We start from the raw sequence: 26,963 nt of genomic DNA, 5'->3' as shown, positions 1-26,963 counted from the left end.
TGGCAATGGGCTACAGAATATACTGACTCAGGTCGCGGTTGCGCACCATGTCGTGGAGGCGCTCTTCCACTAGTTCCCGGGTGATGACAATGTGTGCATTGGCTCCAATAACGTCGGGTACATCGAAGAGAATATCATTAAGCAGACGGCTCATGACGGTATGCAGACGACGGGCTCCGATATTCTCTACCTCACTGTTCACCTCAAACGCAATTTCAGCCAAACACTCCAGAGCATTATCCTCGAAAGAAAGCTTCACATTTTCGGCCTGCAATAAAGCTTCATACTGCTTGGTAAGGGCATTTTTGGGGTCTTTTAAAATACGGTAGAAGTCGTGCTTGCTGAGGCTCTGCAACTCTACCCGGATTGGAAAGCGGCCCTGCAACTCCGGAATCAGGTCGGAGGGCTTGGCCACGTGGAAAGCCCCAGCGGCAATGAACAGGATGTGGTCGGTGTGAATGACGCCGTACTTGGTGCTCACGGCCGAGCCCTCCACAATGGGCAGCAAGTCGCGCTGCACGCCTTCTCGGCTGACGTCGGGGCCGCCGCCGCCCTTGCCACTCCGGCTGGCTACCTTGTCAATTTCATCGATGAAGATGATACCGGCGTTTTCGGCCTGACGGATAGCTTCGTCCTTCACCTCATCCATATCAATGAGTTTAGCGGCTTCCTCGTCCAGAAGAATCTTGCGGGCTTCGGCCACGGTTACCTTGCGCTTGCGGGTTTTCTTGGGCAGCATAGAACCCAGCATATCCTGAATGCCGGCCATGCTGGCCTCATCAAGGCCACCCACCACGCCAATACCGGGGCCGCTGTGCTGCTGCACTCGAATGTCTATTTTGCGCTCATCTAATTCCCCATTCCGAATCTTTTCCCGAAAACGCTCCCGGGTCCGCTCGTTCAATTCCATGTCAGAATCGGGCGCGGTATCACCGGTAGCGGGCAAGGGAAAGCCTACCGTGGGCTTAGGGGCCGCCGCAGGGCCAGCCGTTACGGGCGGAATCAGGATGTCCAGAATAATATCCTCCACCACTTGTGCAGCCTGCACTTTTACCTCCTCCTTGCGGCGCTGCTTCACCATATTTACTGACTGCTCCACCAGGTCGCGCACCATACTCTCCACGTCGCGACCCACGTAGCCCACTTCAGTAAATTTAGAGGCCTCTACTTTGGTAAAAGGCGCGCCGGCAATGCTGGCCAGACGGCGGGCAATTTCGGTTTTGCCCACGCCTGTAGAGCCAATCATGAGGATGTTGTTGGGCACAATTTCGCGCTGCATTTCCGCAGGGGCGTGCAGGCGGCGCCACCGGTTACGCAGGGCAATAGCCACATGCCGCTTGGCGTCATGCTGGCCGATGATGTACTTATCAAGTTCAGCCACAATCTGGGCCGGGGTTAGAAACTCAGCGGAGTCAAGCATGCAGGGGTAATGTGATAAATGTGCCGAATGTGTAAAATGTGCGGGAGCAGAATACGTTTACGCGCGGCAATTAATGAACGGCCACATTCAACACATTCTTCACATTTCCCACATTCAATTAGGGCTGCTTTTTGAACAGGGAATCGAGGTTGCGGGCAATGGTGAAGTAGTTAGCTCCCCCTGAAGCATGGTAGCCTGCATGCGTGTAATCCAGCTGAAACTGGCTGATGCGCAGCATCACACCGAAGGAGAAACCTGCACCGCCCGCCGTATTTTCCAGGCGCAGCTCCCGACGCTGCAAGTGATTATAGCCCACCCGTACGTTCAGGTTCTTGCTCAACAGCAACTCCCCTCCCACCACAAAATGACGGGCAATTTTATCACCGAGCGTTTTTTTAGGCTTTATCTCCTCCCCGTTCTCATCCAACTGACCCCGTTGGTTAGGGTCGAGGTAGACGATATCCAGCTGTTGCAGGTGGTGGGCCGTGAAGGAGAAGCGGAGTGGTAGGTGCTCAGGCTTGAAGGAGGTGCCCAATTGTACATCCAGTGGCATAGGCTCCCGACCAGCGCCGTCGTAGGGTTTCAACTGAATACCGGCATTGCGCACTACCAAACCGACCGCAAAATCCTGCTCAGGGTGTTTGAACAGGCCCCCAACATCGGCCAGGGCCGCGTAGGAGTGGTTACCGGCAATGCCCGAGCCCACCAATTTGAGTGTGCCGCCGATAGTGAAAGCGCCCGTAGTGTAGGAATCCGCAATGCTCAGGGCGTACTCATTCACCGAAAACTGCCCTAGGGAATTGCCCGCCGCGTCGAATTGCTCAAACTGCCCGTAGCTCAGATACGTCAGCCCCACCCCGAAGCGGCCAGCCTTCTCGGTATTGAACACGTAAGCGGCCGTGCTCTGCTTGATATCGGCCAGGTAATCGACGAAGCCCAGCGCCAAACGGCCATCCATTTCAGGGTTCAGCAGGGCTGGGTTACCGTAGAGCATGGTGCCATCGGCGTCGCGGGCTGAAACGTTCACGCCGCCCAGCCCAGCCAGCTTGGCACTGGTAGGCAGGTTGAGAAACGACATGGCCTGCTGCCCGCCAATCTGGGCCTGAGCCACCGGGGCGGCCGCCAGCATAGCCAACGAGGAAACAGCAAGAAGAAAGGCGCGGCGTAGGGGTAGCATCATCAGCAACGAAGATAAAGCGGGTTGCCACTTAGGACGTCAAAACAGCGCGGTTTATTGTACGGTAAAGGTGCCACTCCAACAAGGGGGGATTCTGGATTTACCACTGTAATGCTTTACCCAGATTCCTCCTTCGCGGGAGTGACAGTACCGCTTAGCTAACTTCCACGCTGGGGCCGGCCGGCAGCGGAGCTTCGTCGCGCACCACCAACTTAATGGGGTGGGCCACTTTTTCATCCAACAAAGCCACCCGCAGCACGTCATCTACCCGGTCGGCGTAGTGGATGGTAAGGTCCTTGAGATACTCGGCCGATATTTCGTCGATGTCCTTTTTGTTCTTCGGGCACAGAATAATATCCCGCACGCCGGCCCGCTTGGCGGCCAGAATCTTCTCCTTGATGCCGCCCACCGGCAGCACCTTACCCCGCAGGGTAATTTCGCCAGTCATGGCCAGGTGGCTGCGGATTTTACGCTGGGTAAACACCGAGGCAATGCTGGTGAAAATGGCAATGCCGGCGCTGGGACCATCCTTGGGTACGGCCCCCTCGGGGAAGTGAATGTGCAGGTCGTACTGGTCGAAGAGACGGTAGTCGATGTCCAGCTCCTCGGCCCGGCTGCGCAAGTAGCTCAGGGCCGTCACGGCCGACTCCTTCATCACGTCGCCGAGCTGGCCGCTCAGGGTGAGCTTGCCCCTACCCCGGCTCAGCAGGCTTTCAATGAACAGAATGTCGCCACCCACGGACGTCCAGGCTAGGCCCGTTACCACGCCAGCCGTTTCGTTGTCCTGGTACTGGTCCCGGTCGAAGATGGCGGCCCCGAGGATGCGGCGCACGTCTTTGGGCTCTAGCGTGGCGGGGTGGGGCTCCTTCATGGCCTTGCTCTTGGCAATGTTGCGCACCACCGCGCCCAGCTTGCGCTCCAGGCTCCGCACCCCCGATTCGCGGGTGTAATCATCAATTACACGCTGCAAAGCCCCGTTGGTGATGCCGGCGTCTTTGAGCGTGAGGCCATGCTCGTGCAGGAGCTTGGGCCAGAGGTGCTTTTTGGCAATCTGGGTTTTCTCCTCCAGGGTGTAGCCGGTCAGGTCGATGATTTCCATTCGGTCGCGCAGAGCGGGCTGAATGGTGTCCAGGGAGTTGGCCGTGGCAATGAACAGTACCCGCGAGAGGTCATACTCCACCTCCAGGAAGTTGTCGGTAAAGGTGCTGTTCTGCTCGGGGTCCAGCACTTCCAGCAGCGCCGACGACGGGTCGCCGCGAAAGTCAGAAGCCAGCTTGTCGATTTCATCCAGCACAATCACCGGGTTGGAGGCGCCGGCTTTCTTGATTTGCGAGATAATGCGGCCGGGCATGGCCCCCACGTAGGTTTTGCGGTGCCCCCGGATTTCGGCCTCGTCACGCACCCCGCCCAGGCTCATGCGCACGTACTGGCGGCCCAGGCTTTTGGCAATGGAGCGGCCCAGGCTGGTTTTGCCCACACCGGGAGGCCCGTACAGGCACAGAATGGGCGCTTTCAGGTCGTTTTTAAGCTTGAGCACGGCCAGGTACTCAATGATGCGCTCCTTTACCTTCTCCATACCATAGTGGTCCTGGTCGAGGATTTTCTGGGTGCGCTTCAGGTTAAAGTTGTCCTTGGTGTACTCACCCCAGGGCAAATCCAGCAGAAACTCCACGTAGTTCAGGCTTACCGGGTACTCGGCGGCCTGGGGGTTGATGCGGGTGAGCTTGTCCAGCTCCTTGGCGAAGTGCTTGGCTACGGCTTCGGGCCACTTTTTGCCTTTGGCGCGCTGGCGCAGCTTTTCGACCTCCTGATCGGGGCCATCGAAGCCCAGCTCATCCTGCAGCACTTTAATCTGCTGGCGCAGGAAATAGTCGCGCTGCTGCTGGTCGATATCGGTGTGGACTTTGGTCTGGATTTCGCGCTTGATTTCCAGCAACTGAATCTCCTTCATCATCAGCTCCAGCAGGCGGGTACCGCGCTCCACGCCGTCGGCTGTTTCCAGCAGCTGCTGCTTCATGCTTACCTCCACGTTGATGTTGGAGGACAGGAAGTGCGTGAGGAAGGAAGGCGACTCAATATTGTCCAGGGCCACCTGGGCCTCCTGCGGAATTTCGGGGTTGAGCTTGAGCATACGGGCCGCCGCTTCCTTCAACGACGACACCAACGCCTTCACTTCCTTGGAGCTTTTGGCCGGGAACACCTCCGGAATGTAGCTTACGCGGGCCGTGAGGTAGGGCGTGGTTTGCACGGCTTCCTCAATCCGGAAGCGCGACTGGCCCTGAATGATGATGGTTGTATTGCCATCGGGCAGCACCAGCAGCTTCAGGATTTTGGCCATGGTGCCCACCGGATACAGGTCGGCCAGCTCGGGGTCGTCGCTCTGCCCATTTTTCTGGGCCACTACGCCCACAATCTTATTGCCCCGGTAGGCCTTGCGCACCAGCCGGATGCTCTTCTTCCGCGTGACGGTTACGGGCAGCACTACCCCCGGGAACAGCACCGTATTGCGCACCGGCAGCAGCGGCAGCACCTCCGGCGACTCATCGGCCCCCAGCGGCTGGTCGGGGTCCGAGGCCACGATGGACACCATTTCGGCGGGATCTTCAGTCATCAGCAAGGAAGAGAAAGGAGAGGAGGGCGGAGTATTTCGGCTCATGGAATGAAAGACGGGCAAAGCCACAGCCGGATGCCACAATGACAGGCAAACAAGTAGGCTTTAGGACCGGGAGGCTAACGTAGGTATCGAAGGTAGGGATTCGGCAAGCGCCGTGCCACCCAAGCAAGCGGCCACATCGACAGGATCAATGGGGAAATGAGAAAATGAGGGCAGGAAAGGACGAATTTGTCGTTCGGGGTGGAGTGAAGGGCCTTACTAGGATGAAAGAACTTGTGCAGGCGTAGCAAGGCCCTTCGCTCCGCTCAGGATGACAACCTATTCAATTCAGCTCCATTCTTTCACTTATTTCCTCTCCGCTGGTATCCAAAATTTCCTATTTTTGATGCTTGCCGGTTCCCACCGCTTTCGTGCCTTATTGCTGCTATGCGTTTCTTTGCCCGTCTGCTCTCCTTATGCGCGGTGCTTCTTGCACTGGGCCTGCCCACTACCCTATCCGCCCAACAAAAATCAGGAGTTCCTAACGCGCAACGTAAGCTTACGGCCAAGGTAATCCGGCAGGCCCGGGCCCGTACCGATGCCACCCCAGAGTTTGCGAATATCAACCGCCTCGCCTACTTCCAGGATAAGAAGGCCATGCGTGAGATTCAGCGGGCCGAGAAGCGCAAGAACTGGACGGCCGCCCGCAACCTGCTGGAAGCCTACGTAGGCCAATTTGGCATCGAAAACTTTTATAAGGACAACGTGCTGCTCTGGCACCTGGGCCAGCTCTGGGATAAAGCCGGCAATGAGGACCGCGCCAAGGCCTATTACCGCCTCGCCCTCAAGCACCGCCGCCAGTCACTTACCAAAGTGCAGCGCTACTATGACTCCCTGGAGCAAAAGGAAACGGAGCTGTACGTACCCCTGAAAACGTACTACGATATTGTGGAGTACCGGAAGAACATTGCCACCTTCCGGCCGCCCAAGGGCGTGTACACCACCATGGGCGAGGCCATCAACTCCCAGCGCGAGGATTATGGGCCTACCCTGAGCGCCGACGCCGACCTGCTGATTTTTTCCTCCAAGCGCAAAATGCGCGGCCTGCACAGCGTCATCGACGAGGATTTGTACACGGCCCGCCGCGAGAATGGCGTGTGGGCACCCGCTGAGCCCTTGCCCAAGCCCATCAACTCTTCCTACAACGAGGGTTCGGCCTGCATCAGCAAGGATGGCACAACGCTGTATTTCGCCCGCTGCGAGTGTCCCACCTGCCACGGCAACTGCGACCTGTACACGGCCACGCTCAAAGACGGCAAATGGACCATGCCCAAGAGCCTGGGCACCAACGTCAACTCCACCGCCTGGGACTCGCAACCTACCCTTTCACCCAACGAGGACACGCTGTACTTCGCCTCCGACCGGCTGGGCGGCTTCGGGCTGTCGGATATCTGGTACACGGTGAAGCAGAAGAACGGGCAGTGGAGCCGGGCCCAGAACATGGGCCCCGTAGTAAACACCCGTGAAAGTGAGGTCAGCCCCTTCTACCACCCGCTCTACCACGTGCTGTATTTCAGCTCCCGGGGGCAGCTGCTCAACTTCGGCGACTTTGATATCTACAAAACCTACCGGGTGCGCAGCCGCTGGCAGGAGCCCATCAATATCGGGCCGCTGGTGAACGGCAAGGGCTCGGAGTACTACTTCACCATTGATTCCGACTCCAAGAGCCTGTACTACGCGCGCTCCGAGGCCCAGGACATGAAAAACCTGGACCTCTACTCCTTCCCGCTGCCCATGGAGGCCCAGCCCCTGGCTACCACCCACGTGGAGGGCTCTTTGATTGACTCCGTGAGCCAAAAGCCGCTCAACGGCATCATAAGCATCATTGACACCGACAACGGCATTGAGGTAGCCAGCAAATACCTGCGCGACGACGGCTCGTTTGACTTCGACCTGATTGAAGGCTCACACTACGTGATGCTAATTCAGAGCCCGGATTTCTTCAGTGTGGAGAAGAAGTTTGCTTTGGAAGGCGACACGGTGATGAAGCTGATGACCAACTCCATCGACTACAAGCTGCCGCTGATTTTCAAGAATATTGAGTTCGACCAGGACAAGTCGCACATCCGGGCCAGCATGCACCCGATACTGGACCGCATTGCCGTGTTTATGGTGGACCACCCCACCTTCCGGCTCAGCATTACGGGCCACACCGACGGCAAGGGTGACCCGGACTTCAACGAGCGGCTTTCCCAGGAGCGGGCCCAGTCCATTAGGCGCTACATTGAGCAGAAGGGTAAGCTCACCGCCAACCGTATTGATAGTTTTGGCTACGGCTCCTCTCGCCCGCTCAAGGATGAGGTGACCGAGGAAGACGCCAAAACCAACCGCCGCGTGGAGTTCCGCCTTATCCGCCCCGATGGCGACAAGGACACCGAGTTCAAAGCCGACCCTGTTCAGCCTGACAAGCCCGCACCCAAGCCTGCCGCCGGTGATAAGGATGGAAAACTGGAGTGGTAGGCCTCGAAGCTGTTCAGGATGACAGGCAAGCGAATAAACCGGGCTTCTTAACCACCTTCGTCATTGCGAGCAGAGCAAAATAATCCTGCCTTTTCTTTGCTCATGCACTTGAAGGCTTCGGAACAGGCCAGTGGTTTACGTTAAAAGGAAAAAGGATTGCTTCGCTCTGTTCGCAACGGCAACCTACCACTTCAACTGCTGCTGCGTCTCTCCTTCCCGGAAGAGGAGGCTTTGCTTCTGGCCCTTTGCCTCCAGGTTAACGATGTTCATCTGGTCGGGAAAAGTGGCCAGCAGGAGTTGGTGGCGCAGGCTGACGCCGGCAGCCTTGGCAGGCAGCGGGGCCGTGAAGTAGAGCCAATAGGCATCTTTCTCTTTCTGCAAGCCTACCAGCGTGAGGGGCAGCGCGGCCTCATTGGGACGGGCGCTGAATTGCACCGAGCGGCGCAGCAAATCGACCAGCAGCGGGTTCAGTTGGGCCCGCGTGAGTTGGTCGGTGCGCACGGGCCGGGGCTTGCCGGCGGATAGCTCCTGCTCTAGGTCGTCGGTGAAGATTTTCAGGGCCATTTCCAGCCGCTGCTTTTCCGGGTTGAAGCGCAACTCCATGATGCTGGCGTGGTAGGCGTGGGCCCAGGCGGCCAGACTAACGGACAGCGCAACCGCCATCGGCAGCAGAAAACGAAGGAATTTCATGGCGTACAGACGAGGAATTGGAAAACGGGTTGCGGGCGGAAGTTGCCTGGCACCCGCAAAACCCGTTTCATATAAAAGCCGTGCCACCCTTCGCGGGCGGCACGGCTTTCGATGCGGTTTTATGGGATTTTATAACGCCAGCTTTTTGAGAATTGGGTTGATGATGAGTACAAAGGCCATTAGGGCCAGAATCAGCATCATGCCCACTTTCTGCGCGTTTTCCAGGAATTTGTCGGAAGGCTTACGGCCAGCAATCATTTCGTACAGCAGGAAGATAACGTGGCCGCCGTCCAAGGCCGGAATAGGCAGCAGGTTCATAAAGGCTAGCACCATGGAGAGCATGCCCGTGAGGGTCCAGAACCGATACCAATCCCATTTGCCGCCGTACTGCTGGGCAATTTCAATGGGGCCGCCAATGGATTTGCGGAAGGAGGCCTCGCCCCGGAAAATCTTAGCAAACGCCTTTACCTGCGTAGTTACAACGCCAAAAGCCGTTTTGGTGCCTACTGGCACTGCCTGCAGTAAGCCGTACTGACGGGTTTTCACATTGAGCAAGGACTTAGGGCGGAAGCCAATTTTACCGTCGTCATCCACGGCTACCTTGATGGTAACGGGCTGGCCGGCGCGCTTTACCTGCACGGGTACCGTTTTACCGGCGTTGTCCTTGAGTGCTTGCTGGAGTTGGGGGAAGAACTGCGTGGTTTTGCCCGCTACAGTTAGGATTTGGTCGTTGGCCTGGAGGCCGGCGCGGTCGGCGGGGCTGCTGGGCGTTACCTCATCCACCACAAAGGGGTCGAGGGGCTGCACGAAACGCTGCTCCCCTTCATCGGCCAGGCGGTCCATGAAGTTGTTGGGCACGTTAATGTCGCGCAGCTCCCCGTTACGGTCCACGGTGTAGTAGGCGTTGTTGCCCAGAATAACCTCGGGGCTATATACGTCGCTAAAATCCTCAAACGGCTGTCCGTTGATTTTCACGATTTTATCCCCTTCGCGGAAGCCGATTTGCTTGCCCAACTCATTCGGCACAATTCCGAAACGGGCCTCCGAAGCCGGCAGATAGGATTCACCATACTTGAACGTCAGCAGCGAGAAGATGACGATGCCGGTGATGACGTTCATGATAATGCCGCCCAGCATCACAATCAGGCGCTGCCAGGCCGGCTTGGAGCGGAACTCGTTGGGCTGGGGCTCCGAGGCCAGGGTTTCGGCATCTTGGGTTTCGTCAATCATGCCGTGGATGGCCACGTAGCCGCCCAGCGGGAACCAGCCGAGGCCGTACTCCGTCTCCCCGATTTTCTTTTTGAACAGGGCGAAGTTCATCACCCCGGGCAGCGGAAACAGGAAATCGAAGAAGATGTAAAACTTATCGACCCGGATTTTGAAGTATTTGGCGGCGGCAAAGTGGCCAAACTCGTGCAAGCCAACTAGTATGGAAAGGCCCAGCAGCATCTGCCCGGCCATGATAAGTCCTGTCAAGGGAAGTAGGTAATGAGGTGATGAAGGGTACTAGGCCCGCCGCAACAAACAACGCACCGAAGCTTAGAGTTGCCGCCTGGTTCCGCCAAGGTGTCAGACGCGGGCGGAGCAAAGCTCCCGGGCCACGCGGCGGGTTTCCTGGTCGGTCAGCACGTAGTCGTCGAGCGAGGGAGTGGCAAGGTACGAAACCCGGGCGAGGCTAGATTCTACCACGTCCGACATTTCCAAAAACCCGATTTCGTCGCGCAGGAAAGCGGCCACGGCAATTTCGTTGGCCGCGTTGAGGATGCAGGCGGCGTTACCGCCCCGTTTCAGGGCCTCAAAGGCCAGGGCCAGGTTGCGGAAAGCAGTGGTATCGGGCTGCTCGAAGGTAAGTTGGGGGTAGTCGAGGAAGCTGAAGCGGGGGAACTGGTTGGCCAGGCGCCGGGGGTAGCCCAGGGCGTACTGAATGGGCAGCTTCATATCGGGCAGGCCCAGTTGCGCCTTCAAAGAGCCATCCTCAAACTGTACCAGGGAGTGAATGATGCTCTGGGGATGGACTACCACATCAATTTGCTCATTGCGCAGGTTAAACAGCCATTTCGCCTCAATCACCTCCAGCCCCTTATTCATCAGGGAAGCCGAGTCGATGGTGATTTTGGCGCCCATGTCCCAGTTAGGGTGCTTGAGGGCCTGGGCCTTGGTTACCTGGGCCAGCTGCTCCCGGGTGCGCCCCCGGAACGGCCCACCCGAGGCCGTGAGGATGATTTTCTCGATGGGATTCTGCTCCTCCCCCACCAGACACTGGAAAATGGCCGAGTGCTCCGAATCGACGGGCAGCAGCTGCACGCCGTGTTCCTGTACCAGCCCCGTGATGAGCTGGCCGGCTACTACCAGGGTTTCCTTGTTGGCCAGGGCAATGTCCTTCCCGGCCCGGATGGCAGCCACCGTGGGCAGCAGCCCGGCGTAGCCCACCATGGCCGTCAGCACCACGTCGGCGTCGGGGCGGGCGGCTACTTCGGTGAGGGCCTCGGCCCCGGCCAGCACTTCGGTTTCAGGTTGGCCAGCCAAAGCCTCACGCACCTGCTGATATTTAGCTTCGTCGCCGATAACCACGGCAGCGGGCTGGAACTCTCGGGCCTGGGCAATGAGCAGGTCGGCGTTGGACTGGGCCGAAAGCGCCGTGACCTGAAACCGGCCGGGCTGGGCGCGTACTACGTCGAGAGCCTGGGTGCCAATAGACCCGGTGGAACCCAACAGGCTGACGCGTTTAGGGGTAGTGGACATGAACTATAACTAGCGGAGCAGAAAAGAAACGGCAGGAAGCAGAGCAAAAGTACGCGGAAGTTCGACTACCAGCCGGGGCGGATGGTCCGGTCCGGCGGGCGTAGCCCGTCGGGCCGGTTTAAGCAAGCTGATGTCGCGTCGTTGTTGCGTCATCGTTCGGGTGGTAGCCTACTTCAACCGGCCCGACGGGCTGCGCCCGCCGGACCGGACCGCTCATCAAACCGTTACAGTTTTTTACAGCTGCGGCGCGCGAATCGGCGTACTTTTGGGCTTTCCGCTTCTTTCCTGCTCCTCCGTGACCGAACCCGCCGCTCCTTCCGCCTTCGATAAAGCCCGCACCGGCCTCTGGGCCAGCCTGCAAAAGCACCTGAGCACGGTGTACGCCGCCGAAAAGGACTTCCGGGCCGCCACCCGCTTCACCGATACCTTCCCGTTTTCGGCCGCCAGCCTGGAGCCCCAGCAACTGCTCGACTACCAGCACCAGCGGGCCGTGCTGCGCGACCTGTACGTGGACGAAACCACCCAGCTCGACAGCCTGGTGAAAGCCGTGCGCCAGAAATCATACCAGGAAGACGATAAGAAGCTGCTGTTCCTGATGATTCTGGGCTACATGGACCTAGCCGAAACCGTGTTTGCCCTGCTCGACACGCACCGACCGACCAAGCAGGAGCCCGACGAGGAGATGCAGGAAGCCGCCGCCCGCTTCGAGCGGGTCCGCAACTTCGTGCGCCTCAACATCCGGGGCATTTCGGGGCTGCTGCCGCGGGTGTAGTTACTCAACAGCCGTAACCTGAACCGGCTTACCGTTGAACACGGCTGCCTCCCCGGCGCGCTTACCGGCCAAAGCGGCAGCTACGGGCGCGGCAGCCGATATGGCAAAGTAGTCCTGCCCTTCCACGGTGAGCTTACCCGCGCTGATGCCGAGGTAGAACGTGCCCATGCTGGTGCGCACCAATGCACCGGGCCGCACGGTGTCACAGGGCAGGGCGGGGTTGATGCGCTGCAGCTCGCCCTGGAGCTGCTGGGCCTGCTGCAGCTGGATGGCGTTCCGGTCCCGCTCGTTCTGGGCCATGGCGCGGCCGGTTTCATACTTGTCTCCGGCGCTGCTCTTGGTTTCGGAATTGGCCGATTCCTGGGCGGCCCGGATGGCGGCTTGGCAGGCGTCGATGCGCTCCTGCACGTAGGCTAGGCAAAGGGCGTGGAGGTGGGGTTTTAGCATTAGCTCGTGTAGGCTTGCCAGTAGAGTTCAGAATTGTTCTTCACTTCCCAGTTTGCCAATAACCGGCCTAAATGATTAAGCGAAGCTGCCTCAGCTAGAACAGAAAAGTGAATACGAAAATCGTCGGGCGGCTCTTTTTTGTGGTCAATGTTGACGGTAAGAGCAGTATGTCCAATAGTGTCGTAGCAGTATGCTTTCAAAATGAGTTTTTCCTCATATAAACCTCCTATTCCTGATTCGAATAATACGTAGTCAGTTGCTTTTGAGGGGTAAGACTGTAAAGCAAGTCCAAATTCTTTCCAAGTACCTATAGCACTACCAAAATGGACTTGAGTTTCGGACCGGCCTTTGGTTATAGTCACTTCAAATTCACACCAATCGTAATCATACTCATCGAGGCTGGCACGAATCAATATATTTCCTTGTAACATATCAAACACGGATTTATTACAGCTGCACTACGTTCACCGTTACCGGGAAATGGTCGGAAGGGTACAGGCCGCGCATAGAATCGGTGAGGACGGCGTAATCCAATACGGTGAATTGCTGACTTATGAAGATATAGTCGATACGGTCCGTCAGCGGGGCATCGATTTTAAAGCCGGTGAAGGTGCCTACGGGGCCGTAGGGCGGCTGTTTGGTGGCGCGGAAGGAGTCACGGAGCAGCGTCTGCATCGTCCGGATTTGCTCGGTATCGGGGGTGGAGTTGAAGTCGCCTACGCAGATGACCGGGACAGACTTGGCAATTTCTTTGATCTTCTGCACCATCAGCAGGCCCGACTGGCGGCGGGCCTCTACGCCCTCGTGGTCGAAGTGGACGCTGAAGAAGAACAGTTCTTTTTTGGTGGCGAGGTCCCGGAACTTCGCCCAGCTGCAGATGCGGTTGCAGCAGGTGGCGTCCCAACCTTTGGAGGGCTGATTGGGCGTCTGGCTTAGCCAGAAGTCGCCGGATTGCAGCAGTTGCAAGCGGCTTTTTTTGTACACGATGGCAGAATGTTCCCCCGCTTCTTTGCCATCGTCGCGGCCGTGGCCCACGAAGCTGTACTCGGGCAGTTCAACAATATCGTTGAGCTGGCCGCGAAAGCCTTCCTGGGTACCAAACACATCGAAGTTGTGATACTTAACCAAATTTTTGACCATCTCCTTGCGGTTGGGCCAGGCATTAATTCCGTCGCTGGCCACATTGAGGCGCAGGTTATAGGTAGCTACCCGCAAGGGCTGGCTTTGTTTCTGAGCGGCGGCGGGCTGACTCCCGAGTATAAAAGTCAGCAGAGCGAGAAAAAGCAGGCGCATGGAGGAAGTGGTAGGTGGAAGGCGGGACAAATTACGGGTTCTGGCCTTTGTGCTACCCGTTACGGGTTTCCTTGTATCCGGCAAAGCTGGCCTGCACGAGTTCGATAAAAGAGCGGTAACGAACGGCCCCGGGCATCCAGTTGGCAAAGTGCCACGCCTCCCATTCACCGGCCTGCTGCACGGCCGGATTCAGGGCCCAAAACCCGGCGTCGCCCCAATCTGAAATCATCAGCAGCCCCCGAAAGTATTCTCCCCTTGCCTGACCATCTATTTGGTTGTCGTCGTAGCGGAAATAGTCTTCATCAGGCACGCTTGGAATTGATTCAACATCTTTTTCCCATAAGGTTACCAGATCAGCATCGGTATTCACTAGCCAATCTACCTCCTGAATTGGCCGCAACCGCCAAATCAATTGCTCCATCGGACCAAATCCATTGGAAGCCAGCAAAAACGTCCGGTAAGACGGCGGCAGGTTGGTTTGCAGCCGTTGCTCCAACTGTAGCACTTCAGCTTCCGTAGCACCTGGGGCGCCCAGCCAGCCGGCCTGCCGTTGGGCTGGCGTTACCAGTTCGGCCAAGTTGCCATCCGTAAAATCCGGGTCGGTCAGAATTTCCTTGTTGATTAGCTGAAGCAGCTCCAACCACTCGGCGGGCGTTGTGAAGTTCATATTGAGTGATAGTATAGAAAGGGAATATAGCGGATTTGTGCATGGTCAGACCAGATTGTAGAGACGCGACACTTCGCGTCTCCTCGTTGCTGACGTTGTGTAAAGCGGTTCGAACGAGCCGTTCAACTACGAGACGCGAAGTGTCGCGTCTCTACACCGTTCGAAAGCCGCTACAGTATTTGTTGAAGCCGATTTACCCCACGCTCAACAGCCCCTCAGCCAGCGTCCGGTCGTTGCTGAGGCGGGGCACCTTGTTCTGGCCGCCGAGCTTGCCCTGGCTTTTCATGTAGCGCTGGAAAGCCCCGGCCGGTAGTGGCGTGAGCTGCAGTGGGGCCAGAATGTGGCCGCGCAGCAGGTCGTCGTAGTACACGTTGCGCTGGCGAAGGCCCGCATCGAGGGTGGCGGCGAAGGCGGCGGCATCGTGGGGCGGGCGGGCGAATTCTACGAGCCACTGGTGGCGGGAGGGCACGGCGGGGTTGTTGCTGACCTGGGGGGCCACCGTGAATTCTACCACCTCTACCTCGGGGTGCTGGCGCATGGCTTCGCGCAGGGTCTGCTCCACTTCTTCCCCAATAACATGCTCACCGAAAGCCGACAGAAAGTGCTTGATGCGGCCCGTCACCACCACCCGAAACGGGTACTTGCTCACGAAGCGCACCGTATCGCCCAGGGAATAGCCCCAGAGGCCGGCGTTGCTGCTGAGCACCAGGGCGTATTGGCGGTCCAGCTCCACATCGGCCAGCGTGCAGCGGGGCGGGTTTTTCTCGAAGAACCGCTCGACGGGCACAAATTCGTAGTAAATACCCGCGTCCAGCAGCAGCAGCAGGCCGGGGTTGCCGGGCTCATCCTGGAAGGCCAGGAAGCCTTCGGAAGCCGGAAACAGCTCCACGCTGTCCACGGGGCGGCCAATGGTTTCGAGCAGCTTTTTGCGGTAGGGCTCGAAGTTGACGCCCCCGTACACAAACAGGTCGAACCCCGGGAACACCTCCCCTACCGGCCGGCCGGTGCGCTCCACAATCCGGTCGAAATACATCTGCACCCAGGGCGGAATCCCCGAAATCAGCGTCATGGGCTGGTTTACGGTTTCATCTACAATCTGGTCGAGCTTGGTTTCCCAATCCTCAATTACGTTGGTAGCATAGCTGGGCAGCTGGTTGCGCCGCAAATAGGCCGGCACATGGTGGTTCACGATGCCCGAGAGCCGGCCGGTGTGGATGCCGCTCACCATTTCCAACTCCGGGCTGCCCGACAGAAACATCAGCTTGCCATCCAGGAAACGGCTCTTACCCGTTTTATGTACGTAATGGAGCAGGGCATCCCGGGCTCCGTTGATGTGGTTGGGAATACTATCCTTAGTTAGCGGAATATACTTGGCCCCACTAGTAGTGCCGGAGGTTTTGGCCAGGTACAGGGGCTTACCGGGCCAGAGCACATTAGCCTCCCCCTGCTTCACCCGCTCAAACCAGGGTTTCAGGGCCTCATAGTCGCGCACGGGCACCTGCCAGGCAAAATCCTGGGCCGTACGCACCCCGCCCAGGTGGTGGGCCTGCCCGAAGGCCGTGTTTGCCCCGCGCTCCAGCAACTCGCGCAGCACCCGCTGCTGGGTGCCAATAGGGTCGTGCTGCCACTGGGCGTATTGCCGGGCAATGTAGGCGGCCAAAGGTCGGCTGAGGGTTGATTTCAGGCCCATGGGGGAAGGAATGAGGGAAGTGGCAGATGGGGGCGGCGCTGGCCGGCCTACGCCAGCAGCTTTTCAAAGGTACACTTCCGCCTATCTTCTGCCAGGAGCCGCCGGGCTCATCCTTTCCCGGTTACCCGCCGTATTACCGACCTACCAACTCAACCATATTTCTTTCATCCCATGATCAACCAACGTGGCACGGCCGTTTGGAACGGCGACATTAAAGGCAGCGGCGAAATTTCTACCCAGAGCGGCACCGTAAAAGCTCCCTACTCAGTAGGGGCGCGGTTTGAGGGCCAGAAGGGCACCAACCCCGAGGAGCTGATTGGCGCGGCCCACGCCGGCTGCTACACCATGTTTCTGAACAGCATCCTGAGCAAAGACGGTAAGCAGGTAAAGCAACTGCACACCGAATCGAAGGTAACCCTGGACACTTCGGGCGACGTACCGAAAGTGGTGAAAATCAGCCTCAGCACCGAAGGCGAAGTAGAGGGCATTTCGCAGGAAGAATTCCAGCAGTACGCCGAGAAAGCCAAGGAAAACTGCCCTATTTCAGTGTTGCTGAAGGCTGTACCGGAAATGGAACTGGCCTCGGCCAAGCTGAAGTAGCCTACTGTTTATAGCTGCTAGCTACGCATGAAAACGCCCCCGGTGCAGTGGCTGAACCACCACGCCGGGGGCGTTTTCGTGCGTGCTCCGCTTGGCTATGCTTACCCAATGCTGCGGATTACGCCGCCATCTACCCGCACGGAGGCCCCGTTGGTGGCCACGGCCAGCGGACTAGCGAGGTAGGCTACCATGTTGGCAATTTCCTCGGGGGTGATGAAGCGCTTAAGCAAGGACGAGGGCCGCGCGTCGCGGAAGAACTCGTGCTCAGCCTCCTCCCGGGTTTTGCCGTCGCCGGCCAGCTTTTGCAGAAACTCCTCCACGCCTTCGGAGGCCGTGGGGCCGGGCAACACCGAGTTAACCGTTACCTCCGTGCCGGTCGTGAGTTCGGCCAGGCCCCGGGCTACGGCCAGCTGGGCCGTTTTGGTGGTGCCGTAGTGAATCATTTCCTGCGGAATCTGCAGGCCCGATTCGCTGGAAATGAACAGGATGCGGCCCCACTTCTTTTCCAGCATCTGCGGGAAATACTGGCGCGAGAGGCGCACCCCGCTCAGCACGTTCACTTCAAAGAAGTGCAGCCAGTCTTCGTCGGTAATGTCGGCGAAGGGCTTGGGTTCGAAGATGCCCACGTTGTTTACCAGAATATCCACCGTAGGTACTTCATTCAGCAGATATTGCACCTGCTCGGCCCGGCCAAAATCGACGGGTACGCCCCGCAGTTTAGCATTGGGCGTTTCCTGCAGAATAGCCGTTCGAGCTTCGTTGATGCGGGCTTCGGTGCGGCCGGTAATGATAACCTCGGCGCCTTCGGCGGCCAGGCGGCGGGCAATAGCCAGGCCGATGCCCGCCGTGGAGCCCGTAACCAAGGCAGTTTTATTGGTGAGCTGTAAATCCATGGGAAATAACCTGAATGGAAAGAATGAAGTTGTATAACTCCACGGCCGCTATTTTGTCTGCCAGACTATCCATTTCGGGCCGGCTGCGTAACTGCCCAGGCTAGCTACGCGCAGCATCTGCCCTCGTATTTCCCAACCAACCTACTCATGGAGTTCACCTCTTCCCGCCCCGAAGACCTGTTTTTTAACGCGGCCCGCCAGGGCGACGTGGTCACCCTGCAACGCCTGCTGCAAGAAGGCGTGGACGTAAACACCCAGGACGGACGCGGCTTCACGGCCCTGATTCTGGCGGCCTACGACAACCACATCGATGCCACCCGCCTGCTGCTGGAAGTCGGAGCCAACCCCAACGTGCACGATGCCAGCGGCAACACCGCTCTGATGGGCGTGGCCTTCAAAGGCTACCCCGAAATTGCCCAACTGCTCATCGACAACGGCGCCGACCTTAACGCCCGCAATGGCAACGATGGTACGGCCCTGATGTTTGCCACCTTGTTCGGCCGCCACAACATCGTGCCCCTGTTGTTGAACGCCGGCGCCGATACCTCCCTGCGCGACGTGCGTGGCCTCTCTGCCCGCGACCTGGCCATTCAGCAAGGCAACGAAACCGCCTTGCAAATTCTGCCGCAGGAATAAGTAGCTAACTGTCCTTCCAAGCAAAGCCGAGAAACCTCGCGGGCTGATGTCAGGGTGAATCCTGCAACATCAACCCGCAAGGTTTCTCGGCTTTGCTTGGAAGGCCGTTTTTCTGTAGCTACTCTGGTTGCCGCTTTTCCAGGGGTAGCCAGCGTTGTTCTACCACGGCGGCGGTATTCGTGGATAGGAAGTCGTTGTAGATTTGCTCGGCTGGGCCCTGACCGAGTAACGGTGCGCCTTCCGTGGGCAGCACCAACAGTAGCTCGTTAGCCGCCAGCCCGAGCGCGGAGCGGAGTTGCGGTTCCAGCGTACTGGCCTCGGTGAGGAGGGCTTCCTGCAGCTTCACAACGGTAACCCGCTGGCCTTGGTGTTCAATGTGGGCGTACACGCCGGCCGGGCCGGTGGAGAAAGTATCGGCAGTCATAACTGAAATCAGGTGGGTGCGACTTCGCTATACGCAAGCCGCCCGCTCGCCGCCGAGCACTAGCGCAACTCACTCAGGATTAGCGTTTCGGCGGGCTGCAGGATATGTATTGTTACAGATTGGTTTGGGCCCAAGTGCTGCCGCAGCTGCTCGGGCGTGCCTACCAGTGAAGGAAATGTGCCGTAGTGAAACGGCACTACATGGCGCGCACCCAACAGCCGCACGGCGTGGGCGGCCTCCAGCGGCCCCATGGTGTACCGGTCGCCGATGGGCAGCAGGGCAATGGTGGGCTGATAGAGTTCGGCCAGCAGGCGCATATCCCCGAACAAGGCCGTGTCGCCGGCGGCATATAGCACTGTACCATCCGAGAAGCGCAGAATAAAGCCTACCCCCTCGTGCTGGTGGCTGGTGGTACCGTCGGGCCGGTCGACGTGGGCGGCGTGGTGAGCTACCGTCATGGTCAGGCGCACATCCAGCACGTCAATGCTGCCGCCCACGTTCATGGCTTCGCACTGACCGGCCGGTACGCCCTGCTCCTGCAAGTAGAACCGCACGGGCGCGGGGGCAGCTATTTTGGCTCCGGTACGGGCCAGCAGAGCAGGTAGCTCGGCGTCCAAGTGGTCGTCGTGGCCGTGGGTGAGCAGCAAGAGGTCGGCGCGCTCAGGGTGGCGCAGGTGTTCTGGCACGTAGGGGTTATTGCTCAGCCAGGGGTCCAGCAGAATAATGCGGCCCTCAGGTGTAGTAATGCGGAAGCTGGCGTGGCCGAGCAGCTGCAGCTGGGTGGTGGCAGGCGTCATAGAAGTAAGGGAATAGGGGTAATGATCCGGAAGCGGCAAAGTAAAGCTCCGCGCCGAATTGGAGGCGCAGGGCGTGGGCGAAGAAATGCGGCGGTTGGTCGGTTTTTCTGCGGGGTTGCTGGATTCTGGCCCAACGCGGCCCATCTGCGGCACTGGGTTTGAATACAGGGAGACAAGAACGCACGGTTCTGAACCCCACTTCCCTTCGACTTTCACTTTCCAACCCAAGTACCCATGAAAAAGCAATTGTTGAGCCTTGCCCTGCTTCTCGGTCTGATTGCCTCGGCTTCCGAAGCCTCCTTGGCCGCCCCCGCCATTTTCGGGCAGGCGCAGCGCCAGGATGACCGCCACGATAAAGACGGCCGCCAGGGCCGCAAAGGCCAGCGCCAGGATGGCCAGCGCCAAGACGGTCAGCGCCAAGACGGTCAGCGCCGCCAGCAACGCCTCGACCAGATGGCCAAAGACCTGGACCTGAGCAGCAAGCAGAAATCCAAGGTGGAGAAAATCTTCCAGGACCAACAGCAGCAGATGCAGGCCCTGCGCGGCCAATCGGGCGGAAAGGACCGCAGCCAGCGGATGGCCGATTTCAAGCGCATCCACGAAGGCACCGACAAGAAGCTGAAAGACGTGCTGTCCAAAAAGCAGTATGCCCAGTTTGAAACCAAGCGCCAGGAGCGCATGCGCCAGATGCAAAGCCGCCAGGGCGGTGAGCGGCGCGGCGGCCCCGAGCGCCGCGACTTCAACGGCCGGGGTTAAGCAGCTTGCTGGCCGCCACATGCAACCACCCTGCCTGGGAAACCGGGCAGGGTGGTTGCATTTGGCCTGGCCCAGCGACAAGCCATCGGGCCGTTGGTTGCTGATGTTGCTATGACCTCGTGCGGCTAAACCAGACGACAACCGGCCCGACGGCTTGCAGCCGCCGGACCGGGCCGCCCTGCCGGAGCAGACAGCGCCGGTGCAATATTTCCCGTATCAATCCGACTACCTCAAGACCGTCCCCGCAGGCCGGTGCTTATAGCTCGAATTGATGCGCAGATTTCTGAAGATAACCGGCCGACTGGCGCTGATAGTGGTAGCCATACTGGTGGTGGCCGGCGTGGCTTTTGCCAACCTCAGCCCCGAGCTGGGCGGCAAACCCACTAAAGCCCAAAAAGCTGCCTACGCCCGCACCGGCCGCTACCACGACGGGGAGTTTCAGAACCTGGAGCCCACTACCATGATGACGGACGGCAGCACGTTCTCGGTGCTCTGGCGGTTCCTGTTTACCAAAGTACCCAACGCGGCCCCGGCCGCGCCCCTCCCTACGCAGCCGCTCGACTCCGCCAGCATCACCCGCAAAACGCCCGAACTGGTGCGCGTGACGTGGTTCGGGCACTCGGCCTCGCTGGTGGAAATCGGGGGCAAAAACGTGCTGCTCGACCCCATGCTGAGCGTGAAGATGGGGCCGCTTTCCTGGGTGACGCCCAAACGCTACAACCCCAGCCTGGCCATTACCGCCGGGCAGCTCCCGGCCATTGACGCCGTGCTCATCTCCCACGACCACTACGACCACCTCGACTACCAGACCATTGTGAAGCTCCGGGACAAAGTGGCCCACTTCTACGTGCCCCTGGGCGTGGGGGCGCACCTGCTGGCCTGGGGCGTGGCCCCCGCGAAAGTGCAGGAGCTAAACTGGCAGGATTCGGTGCAGCTGTCGGGCCTTACCATCATCAGCACGCCCGCGCGCCACTTTTCGGGCCGGGGCCTCACCAACCGCAACTCTACTTCCTGGAGCTCCTGGGTGCTAAAAACGCCCGCCCACCGCGTATTCTACAGCGGCGACGGAGGCTACGGCCAGCACTTCCAGCAAATCGGCCGCCAGCACGGCCCCTTCGACCTAGCGTTGATGGAGTGCGGACAATACGACGCCAGCTGGGCCCAGATTCATATGCTGCCCGAGCAAAGCGTGCAGGCCGCCCTGGATGTGCGCGCCCGCACCATGCAGCCGGTGCACTGGGGCGCCTTCACCGAGGCCCACCACGCCTGGAACGAGCCCGTGCGCCGCGCCACCGCCGCTGCGGCCCTCCACCAGCTCCCCATCACCACCCCCGAGCTGGGCCAGCCCGTCACCCTCGGCCAGCCCCTGCCGCAACTGCGGTGGTGGGAGTAAGTAGGCTATTGTTAAAAAACTGGTTCCCCTCCTCAGATGAGGAGGGGCTAGGGGTGGTTGACAATCGTTGCACATCATCGAGCTCTAATAATCATCCTGGCGTTCATCAACCACCCCTAGCCCCTCCTCATCTGAGGAGGGGAACTAGCTTTAGCTCTAAAAAACCGGCCCGCTGCTGCAGCGGGCCGGTTTCAGTTTCAGGCAATGCTGGCCATATCCAGCGTTTCCAGCTCGGCTGCGGGGCCGGGCAGTTGGGTGCGGCGCAGCAGCTCCGCCAGTGGCGGCGGCAGCTCGGCCAGGGTGAGGGGCTGCAGGGGCCGGGCCACCGCGTAGTAGCGCGAATCGGCGCGCTCATGCAGGCGGGTTTTGGCGAAGGAGAACAGCCCGCGCCGGGCGTAGCGGGCGGCACCCGGGTAGGCCCCGTCCTGGGCCAAAGCCGGCGCGGCCGCCACCGCCGAATCGGTTTCCGGCCGCGTCAGGAAATACTGGTGCAGCTCCAGCAGCGCCACCTCATCCGCCGCCACCGATTCCGGCAGCACCCCGCCCCCGGACGCGACGTGCACAATGTGCCCGGCCTCGTCGGCGGCGAAGTAATCAATGTCGGCGTCTTCTTGGTCGATATCGTGAATGCGCATGATTGAATGCTTGTATAAGACGGTGCATAAAGCTTATCCACCAAATGTTAAAGACTGGCTAGAACTTGATTTTAATGCTGCCGGGAGATTATCTAGAAAGTGATATACCAAACGAGGGTCTCTAAGTAATCCAGGATTTTGATCAAGATGATTCATTAGTTGAGGAGAAATCGTTTCTACACTCATTATAGTTCTTCCGTCAATTATCGCCTTTACAATAATTAGTGCTCCTGTTCGAAGAACTATTTCATCAACATTCTGACAAGCAGCTATAAGCTGAGCTGCCGCACTTGATAGTTGTGCCGTTGACTCTGCGACCGGTTTACCCAGATAGTTGGCCTCTAATGCAGCTTTACCTTTATCATATATTTCGTGGACCTGTTGCTGCGTTTTAGGCTTTTTTGTCCAAAAAATTAAGCTTTGAATAAATGATCCAAGGATTGGTTCTTCCTCTGATTGATATTCAAAACCACAAACACTCATGAATGTGCTTACGCTTTCTAGAATATTGTCTAGGTCTTCGTTTTGTATATAATGCTGCGGGATACTAATATAAACAAGAGCTTGTTGTTTTTTAGATTCACTTTGAACAGCAAATCCTTTGTCTACTGCATCTAAGTATCCAAATATTATGTCATTTTTGTCTACATCGCCTTTTGTGTTTTTTAGACGCCTTGTCTTATTTCCATACTCATCTAGCCCGAATGCTCTTAGTATATCAGCTATAAGCTCTAATGATTTAGATTTTATATTCATGATTCAACGTATTAGGTATATTATTCCCCAAGCTTTCCCAAAATCTCCTGCGCAGCTACGGCAATAACCGTCCCGGGGCCGTACACGCCGGCCACGCCGGCATCGTAGAGGAACTGGTAGTCCTGGGCGGGGATGACGCCGCCGGCAATGACGAGGATATCCTCGCGGCCGAGCTGCTGCAGCTCCCGGAGTAGCTGCGGAATCAGGGTTTTGTGGCCGGCGGCGAGGCTGCTCACGCCCACTACGTGCACGTCGTTTTCGGCGGCTTGGCGGGCTACCTCGGCGGGCGTCTGGAACAGAGGCGCAATGTCCACGTCGAAGCCCACGTCGGCGAAGCTGGTAGCAATGATTTTGGAGCCCCGGTCGTGGCCGTCCTGGCCCATTTTGGCTACCATCATGCGGGGGCGGCGGCCTTCCCGTTGGGCAAACTCATCGGCCAGCTGGCGGGCCTTGGCAAACTCCTCGTCGTAGTTCATTTCCTGGGAATACACGCCCGAAATAGCCCGAATAGTAGCCTGGTGACGGCCGTACACTTTCTCCAGCGCATCCGAAATTTCGCCCAGCGTAGCGCGCAGGCGGGCCGCGTTTACGGCCAGGGCCAGCAGGTTCTCGGTGCCGGTGGGGGCGGCTTCCGTGAGGGCCTCCAGGGCCTGCTGCACGGCGGCCGTGTCGCGGGCGGCTTTGATGGTGTTCAGGCGGGTGATTTGCGACTCGCGCACGGCGGCGTTGTCGATGTCGAGCACCTCAATGTCGGTGGCCTCGTTGATGCGGTACTTGTTCACGCCCACCACCGTTTCCTTGCCCGAGTCGATGCGGGCCTGCTTGCGGGCGGCGGCTTCCTCGATGCGCATTTTGGGCAGGCCGGTTTCAATGGCCTTGGCCATGCCGCCCAACTCCTCCACTTCCTGAATCAGGGCCCAGGCTTTGTCGGCCAGCTCGTGGGTGAGGGTTTCCACGTAGTAGGAGCCGCCCCAGGGGTCCACCACGCGGGTAATGTCGGTTTCGTGCTGGAGGTAGAGCTGGGTGTTGCGGGCAATGCGGGCCGAGAAGTCGGTGGGCAGGGCAATGGCCTCGTCGAGGGCGTTGGTGTGCAGGCTCTGGGTGCCGCCCAGGGCCGCCGCCATGGCCTCAATGGCGGTGCGGGCCACGTTGTTGAAGGGGTCTTGCTCGGTGAGCGAGTAGCCCGAGGTCTGGCAGTGGGTGCGCAGGGCCAGGCTCTTGGGGTTCCGGGGCTCGAACTGCTTAATGAGCTTGGCCCAGAGCAAGCGGCCGGCCCGCAGCTTGGCAATTTCCATGAAGTGGTTCATGCCAATGGCCCAGAAGAACGACAGGCGCGGGGCGAAATCGTCAATCTTCATACCCGCCGACAGGCCCGCCCGCACGTACTCCAGCCCATCGGCCAGGGTGTAGGCCAGCTCCAGGTCGGCGGTGGCCCCGGCCTCCTGCATGTGGTAGCCCGAGATGCTGATGCTGTTGAACTTGGGCATCTTCTGGGCCGTGAAGCTGAAGATATCCGCAATGATGCGCATACTCGGCAGGGGCGGATAGATGTAGGTGTTGCGCACCATAAACTCCTTCAAAATGTCGTTCTGAATGGTGCCCGCCAGCTTATCCGGCGTTACGCCCTGCTCCTCAGCCGCCACAATGTAAAACGCCAGAATCGGCAGCACGGCCCCGTTCATGGTCATGCTCACCGACATCTGATCCAGCGGAATCTGGTCAAACAGCACCTTCATGTCCTCCACCGAGTCAATGGCCACGCCGGCCTTACCCACGTCGCCTTCCACGCGGGGGTGGTCGGAGTCGTAGCCCCGGTGCGTAGCCAGGTCAAACGCTACCGACAGGCCCTTTTGCCCGCCCGCCAGGTTGCGGCGGTAAAAGGCGTTGCTTTCCTCGGCCGTGCTGAACCCCGCGTACTGCCGGATGGTCCAGGGGTTCTGCACGTACATAGTAGCGTAGGGGCCGCGCAGGTAGGGCGCCTGCCCCGCCCCAAAACCGAGGTGCGTGAGGTGCTGCACATCCTGCGCCGTGTAGAACGACTTTAAGGCAATACCCTCGGGTGTGCTGGTTTCAGAAGGTTCAATGGCTGGCGCAGGCAATTGGGCCGCGTCGTAGGATATAGTAGAGAAGTCGGGCTTCATGGCAATAGTGAAATGGTGAGTTTGTGAAATTGTGAATGGATGGGAATAGTGAAATGGATTGTAGAACAGCAAAGCGCAGGTAGCGCCGCCGGAGCGTCAATCACCATTTCACCACTTCACAATCTCACTTCTTCCCCTGCAAACGGGCCAGCACGTCCTCAGTGGAATAGCCGTGCACGCTGAACTCCTTGAGGCCGAAGAGCTGGGTGGCTTCCTGCATGGTGGCCAGGTCGGCGGTGAGCAGGGCGGGCGGAATGAAGTTGGGCTCGTCGATGGGCACGTGGCTGATGGCCCGGGCCAGGCGCCCGAACTGCTCGGGCGTGGCGTACATCAGCGTAGCTTCTTCCGGGGAAGAAAACAGCACCGATAGCGTGCCCTCGGGGCGGGCCTTGTGCAGCTCACTTCGGTCGGCCTCGGGCAAGGTCAGCAGAAACGACTCCAGAATGGTCTGGTTGGTGTGCGAACCCAGCAGCACCAGCGCAGCCCGCTTCTTCTTTTTCTCCCGCCGCTCAAAGTGCAGGGCCGTAGCCAGGCGCAACACCTCCGCCGGATACGTGGCGCGGGTGCTGTCGAAGTCCCGGCTGCGCAACAGGCGCTTGGGGTTGTAGTCGAACTTCTCCTGGGGGTTATGAAACTTGTTGGTGCCCACTACCACCTGCTCCCCGCTGGCAATACGCTGGAACTGGGCCTGGGCCGAGGCGTGGAGCTCCTGCAGTACAAAGCCAGTGGCGGCGGGCAGCCCCCCCTGCTGCTCTATCTGCTGAAATAACGTCCAGGCCTCCCGGGCCAACTGGTCGGTGAGGGTTTCCACGTAGTAGGAGCCAGCGGCGGGGTCCTGCACCCGGTCGAGGTAGGCTTCCTCGCGCATCAGCACCGGCAGGTTGCGGGCCAAGCGCTCGGCAAACTCGTTGGGGGCGTGAAACAGGCTGTCGAAGGTGCCCACGCTTACAGCATCGGCTCCGCCCATTACGGCACTCATAGCTTCAGTAGTGGTGCGCAGCAGGTTGGTGTGCGGGTCGAGGGTGGTCTGGCTCCAGGTGGCGGTGCTGGCGAAAATGGTGAGCTGCTGAGCGGCTTCAGCCGGCAGGCCGTAGGCGTGCAGCAGCGTAGCCCACAGCCGGCGCAACGCCCGCAGCTTGGCCATTTCGAAGAAGTAGTTGGGGCCTACTGCTACGTGCAGGTGCAGGGCTGCCGCCACCTCGGCCACCGGGAGGTCGGCGGTAGGCAGCTCGCTCAGGTAGGCGGCGGCCGTGCTCAGGGCAAAGGCAATTTGCTGGGTGGCAGTAGCGCCCCGGTTACCGTAGTAGGCCACATCCAGCCCCAGCGCCTTAAACTCCGGCCAATTGTGGGCCGTCTGCACCGCCGCCCGTAGCTCCTCCAGCTGCGCCGTCATGTTAGTCGCATGGCGGGTAATAGGGTCGGATACCAGGAAGCCGCGCGGGGCACTACCCGCGGCGGCCAGGCGCTGCACCAGGCCGGCTGCCCCGTTGCGCACAGTATAGCCCACATAGGTATCGGCCAGGGGCAGGCGCTGCTGCAGGTGCTCCGTGTCAAAACCCTCGGCCAAACCCAGCACAAAATGCGCCCCATCGGCTCCGCGTTTCAGCGCTTCGGCAGCCCGCTCAATGGCGTTGTGCCCCCGCTCCAAAGCAGGCACCGAGTAGGTAGGCACGTTGCTCCAGTAGCCAGCGGGCCGGGCCTGGGGCAGCGGGGTGCCCCCCAGCGCTGCCAGAGCCTCCTGGTGGTAAAACGGCTGCACCGGAAACCCATCCGGCGTGGCCCAAACCAGGGTAGCGGGGTCTTTGCCCTTCAGGTCGCGGGTGATGCGCTCCTGCCATTGGGCGGTGGACACGGCATCAAACTCAGAAAAAGAAACGAGGGCGGGGCGCGGCAAATCGGCCATACGGCAGCGGGTGGGATG

General features: G+C 59.3%; 24 protein-coding genes. 6 read left to right on the top strand and 18 right to left on the bottom strand.

Annotated features, from left to right (window positions below):
- Window positions 1-10: 10 nt before the first annotated feature.
- The 3 genes from hslU to lon all read right to left on the bottom strand — a co-directional run bounded on the left by hslU (window position 11) and on the right by lon (window position 5,208).
- A complete protein-coding gene (hslU, locus tag ROI90_RS11720; RefSeq protein WP_315998534.1) occupies window positions 11-1,420 on the bottom strand; it encodes an ATP-dependent protease ATPase subunit HslU in 1,410 nt (469 codons plus the stop codon).
- Between the two features lie 118 nt (window positions 1,421-1,538).
- Complete coding sequence (porQ, locus tag ROI90_RS11715; RefSeq protein ID WP_315998533.1) at window positions 1,539-2,600, bottom strand: type IX secretion system protein PorQ; 1,062 nt, start codon at window positions 2,598-2,600, stop codon at window positions 1,539-1,541.
- A gap of 151 nt (window positions 2,601-2,751) precedes the next feature.
- Window positions 2,752-5,208, bottom strand: a complete 2,457-nt coding sequence (lon, locus tag ROI90_RS11710; protein WP_315998532.1) for an endopeptidase La — start codon at window positions 5,206-5,208, stop codon at window positions 2,752-2,754.
- Window positions 5,209-5,637: 429 nt separating this feature from the next.
- Here lon and ROI90_RS11705 point away from each other — a divergent pair, with 429 nt between their 5' ends.
- Entirely contained in the window at window positions 5,638-7,710 is a 2,073-nt protein-coding gene (locus tag ROI90_RS11705) for an OmpA family protein (protein WP_315998531.1), read from the top strand.
- Window positions 7,711-7,893: 183 nt separating this feature from the next.
- On the opposite strand, the gene ROI90_RS11700 is transcribed toward ROI90_RS11705, so the two are convergent.
- The 3 genes from ROI90_RS11700 to ROI90_RS11690 all read right to left on the bottom strand — a co-directional run bounded on the left by ROI90_RS11700 (window position 7,894) and on the right by ROI90_RS11690 (window position 11,142).
- A complete protein-coding gene (locus tag ROI90_RS11700; protein WP_315998530.1) occupies window positions 7,894-8,400 on the bottom strand; it encodes a DUF6702 family protein in 507 nt (168 codons plus the stop codon).
- A gap of 129 nt (window positions 8,401-8,529) precedes the next feature.
- On the bottom strand, window positions 8,530-9,876 hold the full coding sequence (gene rseP, locus ROI90_RS11695) for an RIP metalloprotease RseP (RefSeq protein WP_315998529.1): 1,347 nt from the start codon (window positions 9,874-9,876) through the stop codon (window positions 8,530-8,532).
- A 93-nt stretch (window positions 9,877-9,969) separates the two neighbouring features.
- Entirely contained in the window at window positions 9,970-11,142 is a 1,173-nt protein-coding gene (locus tag ROI90_RS11690) for a 1-deoxy-D-xylulose-5-phosphate reductoisomerase (RefSeq protein WP_315998528.1), read from the bottom strand.
- A gap of 295 nt (window positions 11,143-11,437) precedes the next feature.
- Here ROI90_RS11690 and ROI90_RS11685 point away from each other — a divergent pair, with 295 nt between their 5' ends.
- On the top strand, window positions 11,438-11,914 hold the full coding sequence (locus ROI90_RS11685) for a hypothetical protein (RefSeq protein ID WP_315998527.1): 477 nt from the start codon (window positions 11,438-11,440) through the stop codon (window positions 11,912-11,914).
- Here the strand turns inward: ROI90_RS11685 and ROI90_RS11680 are convergent, their stop codons facing one another.
- The 5 genes from ROI90_RS11680 to ROI90_RS11660 form a co-directional block, all read right to left on the bottom strand.
- The gene (locus tag ROI90_RS11680) at window positions 11,915-12,361 is read right to left on the bottom strand and encodes a 3-oxoacyl-ACP synthase (RefSeq protein ID WP_315998526.1); all 447 of its coding nucleotides are present in this window, start codon (window positions 12,359-12,361) and stop codon (window positions 11,915-11,917) included.
- Entirely contained in the window at window positions 12,361-12,792 is a 432-nt protein-coding gene (locus ROI90_RS11675; RefSeq protein WP_315998525.1) for a hypothetical protein, read from the bottom strand. The genes ROI90_RS11680 and ROI90_RS11675 overlap by 1 nt, the downstream gene beginning before the upstream one ends.
- Window positions 12,793-12,808: 16 nt before the next feature.
- Window positions 12,809-13,654, bottom strand: coding sequence for an endonuclease/exonuclease/phosphatase family protein (locus ROI90_RS11670; protein WP_315998524.1), 846 nt, complete (start codon window positions 13,652-13,654; stop codon window positions 12,809-12,811).
- Window positions 13,655-13,706: 52 nt separating this feature from the next.
- On the bottom strand, window positions 13,707-14,321 hold the full coding sequence (locus tag ROI90_RS11665) for an SMI1/KNR4 family protein (protein WP_315998523.1): 615 nt from the start codon (window positions 14,319-14,321) through the stop codon (window positions 13,707-13,709).
- Between the two features lie 193 nt (window positions 14,322-14,514).
- Window positions 14,515-16,011 (bottom strand): GH3 auxin-responsive promoter family protein, encoded by a 1,497-nt coding sequence (locus ROI90_RS11660; RefSeq protein WP_315998522.1) that lies wholly within the window; start codon window positions 16,009-16,011, stop codon window positions 14,515-14,517.
- A 171-nt stretch (window positions 16,012-16,182) separates the two neighbouring features.
- Here ROI90_RS11660 and ROI90_RS11655 point away from each other — a divergent pair, with 171 nt between their 5' ends.
- The gene (locus tag ROI90_RS11655; RefSeq protein WP_226269841.1) at window positions 16,183-16,611 is read left to right on the top strand and encodes an OsmC family peroxiredoxin; all 429 of its coding nucleotides are present in this window, start codon (window positions 16,183-16,185) and stop codon (window positions 16,609-16,611) included.
- A gap of 101 nt (window positions 16,612-16,712) precedes the next feature.
- Here the strand turns inward: ROI90_RS11655 and ROI90_RS11650 are convergent, their stop codons facing one another.
- Window positions 16,713-17,504, bottom strand: a complete 792-nt coding sequence (locus ROI90_RS11650) for an SDR family NAD(P)-dependent oxidoreductase (RefSeq protein ID WP_315998521.1) — start codon at window positions 17,502-17,504, stop codon at window positions 16,713-16,715.
- Window positions 17,505-17,651: 147 nt separating this feature from the next.
- Here ROI90_RS11650 and ROI90_RS11645 point away from each other — a divergent pair, with 147 nt between their 5' ends.
- Window positions 17,652-18,140 carry an ankyrin repeat domain-containing protein gene (locus tag ROI90_RS11645; RefSeq protein WP_315998520.1) on the top strand — a complete coding sequence of 163 codons (489 nt, stop codon included), beginning with the start codon at window positions 17,652-17,654 and terminating at the stop codon, window positions 18,138-18,140.
- A 118-nt stretch (window positions 18,141-18,258) separates the two neighbouring features.
- Here ROI90_RS11645 and ROI90_RS11640 read toward each other — a convergent pair whose 3' ends face one another.
- Entirely contained in the window at window positions 18,259-18,564 is a 306-nt protein-coding gene (locus tag ROI90_RS11640) for a hypothetical protein (protein WP_315998519.1), read from the bottom strand.
- Window positions 18,565-18,623: 59 nt separating this feature from the next.
- Window positions 18,624-19,361, bottom strand: coding sequence for a metal-dependent hydrolase (locus ROI90_RS11635; RefSeq protein WP_315998518.1), 738 nt, complete (start codon window positions 19,359-19,361; stop codon window positions 18,624-18,626).
- A 234-nt stretch (window positions 19,362-19,595) separates the two neighbouring features.
- On the opposite strand from ROI90_RS11635, the gene ROI90_RS11630 reads away from it, so the two are divergent.
- Both ROI90_RS11630 and ROI90_RS11625 read left to right on the top strand, forming a co-directional pair.
- Window positions 19,596-20,117, top strand: a complete 522-nt coding sequence (locus ROI90_RS11630; protein WP_315998517.1) for a hypothetical protein — start codon at window positions 19,596-19,598, stop codon at window positions 20,115-20,117.
- Window positions 20,118-20,388: 271 nt separating this feature from the next.
- Window positions 20,389-21,510, top strand: coding sequence for an MBL fold metallo-hydrolase (locus ROI90_RS11625; protein WP_315998516.1), 1,122 nt, complete (start codon window positions 20,389-20,391; stop codon window positions 21,508-21,510).
- A gap of 197 nt (window positions 21,511-21,707) precedes the next feature.
- On the opposite strand, the gene ROI90_RS11620 is transcribed toward ROI90_RS11625, so the two are convergent.
- The 4 genes from ROI90_RS11620 to ROI90_RS11605 form a co-directional block, all read right to left on the bottom strand.
- Window positions 21,708-22,145: a hypothetical protein gene (locus tag ROI90_RS11620; RefSeq protein WP_315998515.1), complete on the bottom strand. Its 438-nt coding sequence runs from the start codon at window positions 22,143-22,145 to the stop codon at window positions 21,708-21,710.
- 33 nt (window positions 22,146-22,178) lie between these two features.
- Entirely contained in the window at window positions 22,179-22,901 is a 723-nt protein-coding gene (locus tag ROI90_RS11615) for a hypothetical protein (protein WP_315998514.1), read from the bottom strand.
- 20 nt (window positions 22,902-22,921) lie between these two features.
- Window positions 22,922-25,042 carry a methylmalonyl-CoA mutase gene (gene scpA / locus ROI90_RS11610; RefSeq protein WP_315998513.1) on the bottom strand — a complete coding sequence of 707 codons (2,121 nt, stop codon included), beginning with the start codon at window positions 25,040-25,042 and terminating at the stop codon, window positions 22,922-22,924.
- A 124-nt stretch (window positions 25,043-25,166) separates the two neighbouring features.
- Complete coding sequence (locus tag ROI90_RS11605) at window positions 25,167-26,945, bottom strand: methylmalonyl-CoA mutase family protein (RefSeq protein ID WP_315998512.1); 1,779 nt, start codon at window positions 26,943-26,945, stop codon at window positions 25,167-25,169.
- Between the last annotated feature and the right edge of the window lie 18 nt (window positions 26,946-26,963).

The organism is Hymenobacter endophyticus (assembly GCF_032464715.1).
In the GTDB taxonomy this organism is placed as follows: Bacteria; Bacteroidota; Bacteroidia; order Cytophagales; family Hymenobacteraceae; genus Hymenobacter; species Hymenobacter endophyticus.
This window is presented reverse-complemented; position numbering and strand designations above follow the sequence as displayed.

What these genes read in the sequence shown, in the direction of transcription:
- ROI90_RS11650 (WP_315998521.1), bottom strand. Translation starts at nt 17,504, where the DNA reads ATGGATTTACAGCTCACCAATAAAACTGCCTTGGTTACGGGCTCCACG.
- ROI90_RS11630 (WP_315998517.1), top strand. Translation starts at nt 19,596, where the DNA reads ATGAAAAAGCAATTGTTGAGCCTTGCCCTGCTTCTCGGTCTGATTGCC.
- porQ (WP_315998533.1), bottom strand. Translation starts at nt 2,600, where the DNA reads ATGATGCTACCCCTACGCCGCGCCTTTCTTCTTGCTGTTTCCTCGTTG.
- ROI90_RS11645 (WP_315998520.1), top strand. Translation starts at nt 17,652, where the DNA reads ATGGAGTTCACCTCTTCCCGCCCCGAAGACCTGTTTTTTAACGCGGCC.
- ROI90_RS11700 (WP_315998530.1), bottom strand. Translation starts at nt 8,400, where the DNA reads ATGAAATTCCTTCGTTTTCTGCTGCCGATGGCGGTTGCGCTGTCCGTT.
- ROI90_RS11625 (WP_315998516.1), top strand. Translation starts at nt 20,389, where the DNA reads ATGCGCAGATTTCTGAAGATAACCGGCCGACTGGCGCTGATAGTGGTA.
- ROI90_RS11680 (WP_315998526.1), bottom strand. Translation starts at nt 12,361, where the DNA reads ATGCTAAAACCCCACCTCCACGCCCTTTGCCTAGCCTACGTGCAGGAG.
- ROI90_RS11615 (WP_315998514.1), bottom strand. Translation starts at nt 22,901, where the DNA reads ATGAATATAAAATCTAAATCATTAGAGCTTATAGCTGATATACTAAGA.
- ROI90_RS11675 (WP_315998525.1), bottom strand. Translation starts at nt 12,792, where the DNA reads ATGTTACAAGGAAATATATTGATTCGTGCCAGCCTCGATGAGTATGAT.
- hslU (WP_315998534.1), bottom strand. Translation starts at nt 1,420, where the DNA reads ATGCTTGACTCCGCTGAGTTTCTAACCCCGGCCCAGATTGTGGCTGAA.
- ROI90_RS11690 (WP_315998528.1), bottom strand. Translation starts at nt 11,142, where the DNA reads ATGTCCACTACCCCTAAACGCGTCAGCCTGTTGGGTTCCACCGGGTCT.
- lon (WP_315998532.1), bottom strand. Translation starts at nt 5,208, where the DNA reads ATGACTGAAGATCCCGCCGAAATGGTGTCCATCGTGGCCTCGGACCCC.
- ROI90_RS11605 (WP_315998512.1), bottom strand. Translation starts at nt 26,945, where the DNA reads ATGGCCGATTTGCCGCGCCCCGCCCTCGTTTCTTTTTCTGAGTTTGAT.
- ROI90_RS11665 (WP_315998523.1), bottom strand. Translation starts at nt 14,321, where the DNA reads ATGAACTTCACAACGCCCGCCGAGTGGTTGGAGCTGCTTCAGCTAATC.
- ROI90_RS11655 (WP_226269841.1), top strand. Translation starts at nt 16,183, where the DNA reads ATGATCAACCAACGTGGCACGGCCGTTTGGAACGGCGACATTAAAGGC.
- ROI90_RS11660 (WP_315998522.1), bottom strand. Translation starts at nt 16,011, where the DNA reads ATGGGCCTGAAATCAACCCTCAGCCGACCTTTGGCCGCCTACATTGCC.
- ROI90_RS11705 (WP_315998531.1), top strand. Translation starts at nt 5,638, where the DNA reads ATGCGTTTCTTTGCCCGTCTGCTCTCCTTATGCGCGGTGCTTCTTGCA.
- scpA (WP_315998513.1), bottom strand. Translation starts at nt 25,042, where the DNA reads ATGAAGCCCGACTTCTCTACTATATCCTACGACGCGGCCCAATTGCCT.
- ROI90_RS11640 (WP_315998519.1), bottom strand. Translation starts at nt 18,564, where the DNA reads ATGACTGCCGATACTTTCTCCACCGGCCCGGCCGGCGTGTACGCCCAC.
- ROI90_RS11635 (WP_315998518.1), bottom strand. Translation starts at nt 19,361, where the DNA reads ATGACGCCTGCCACCACCCAGCTGCAGCTGCTCGGCCACGCCAGCTTC.
- ROI90_RS11620 (WP_315998515.1), bottom strand. Translation starts at nt 22,145, where the DNA reads ATGCGCATTCACGATATCGACCAAGAAGACGCCGACATTGATTACTTC.
- ROI90_RS11670 (WP_315998524.1), bottom strand. Translation starts at nt 13,654, where the DNA reads ATGCGCCTGCTTTTTCTCGCTCTGCTGACTTTTATACTCGGGAGTCAG.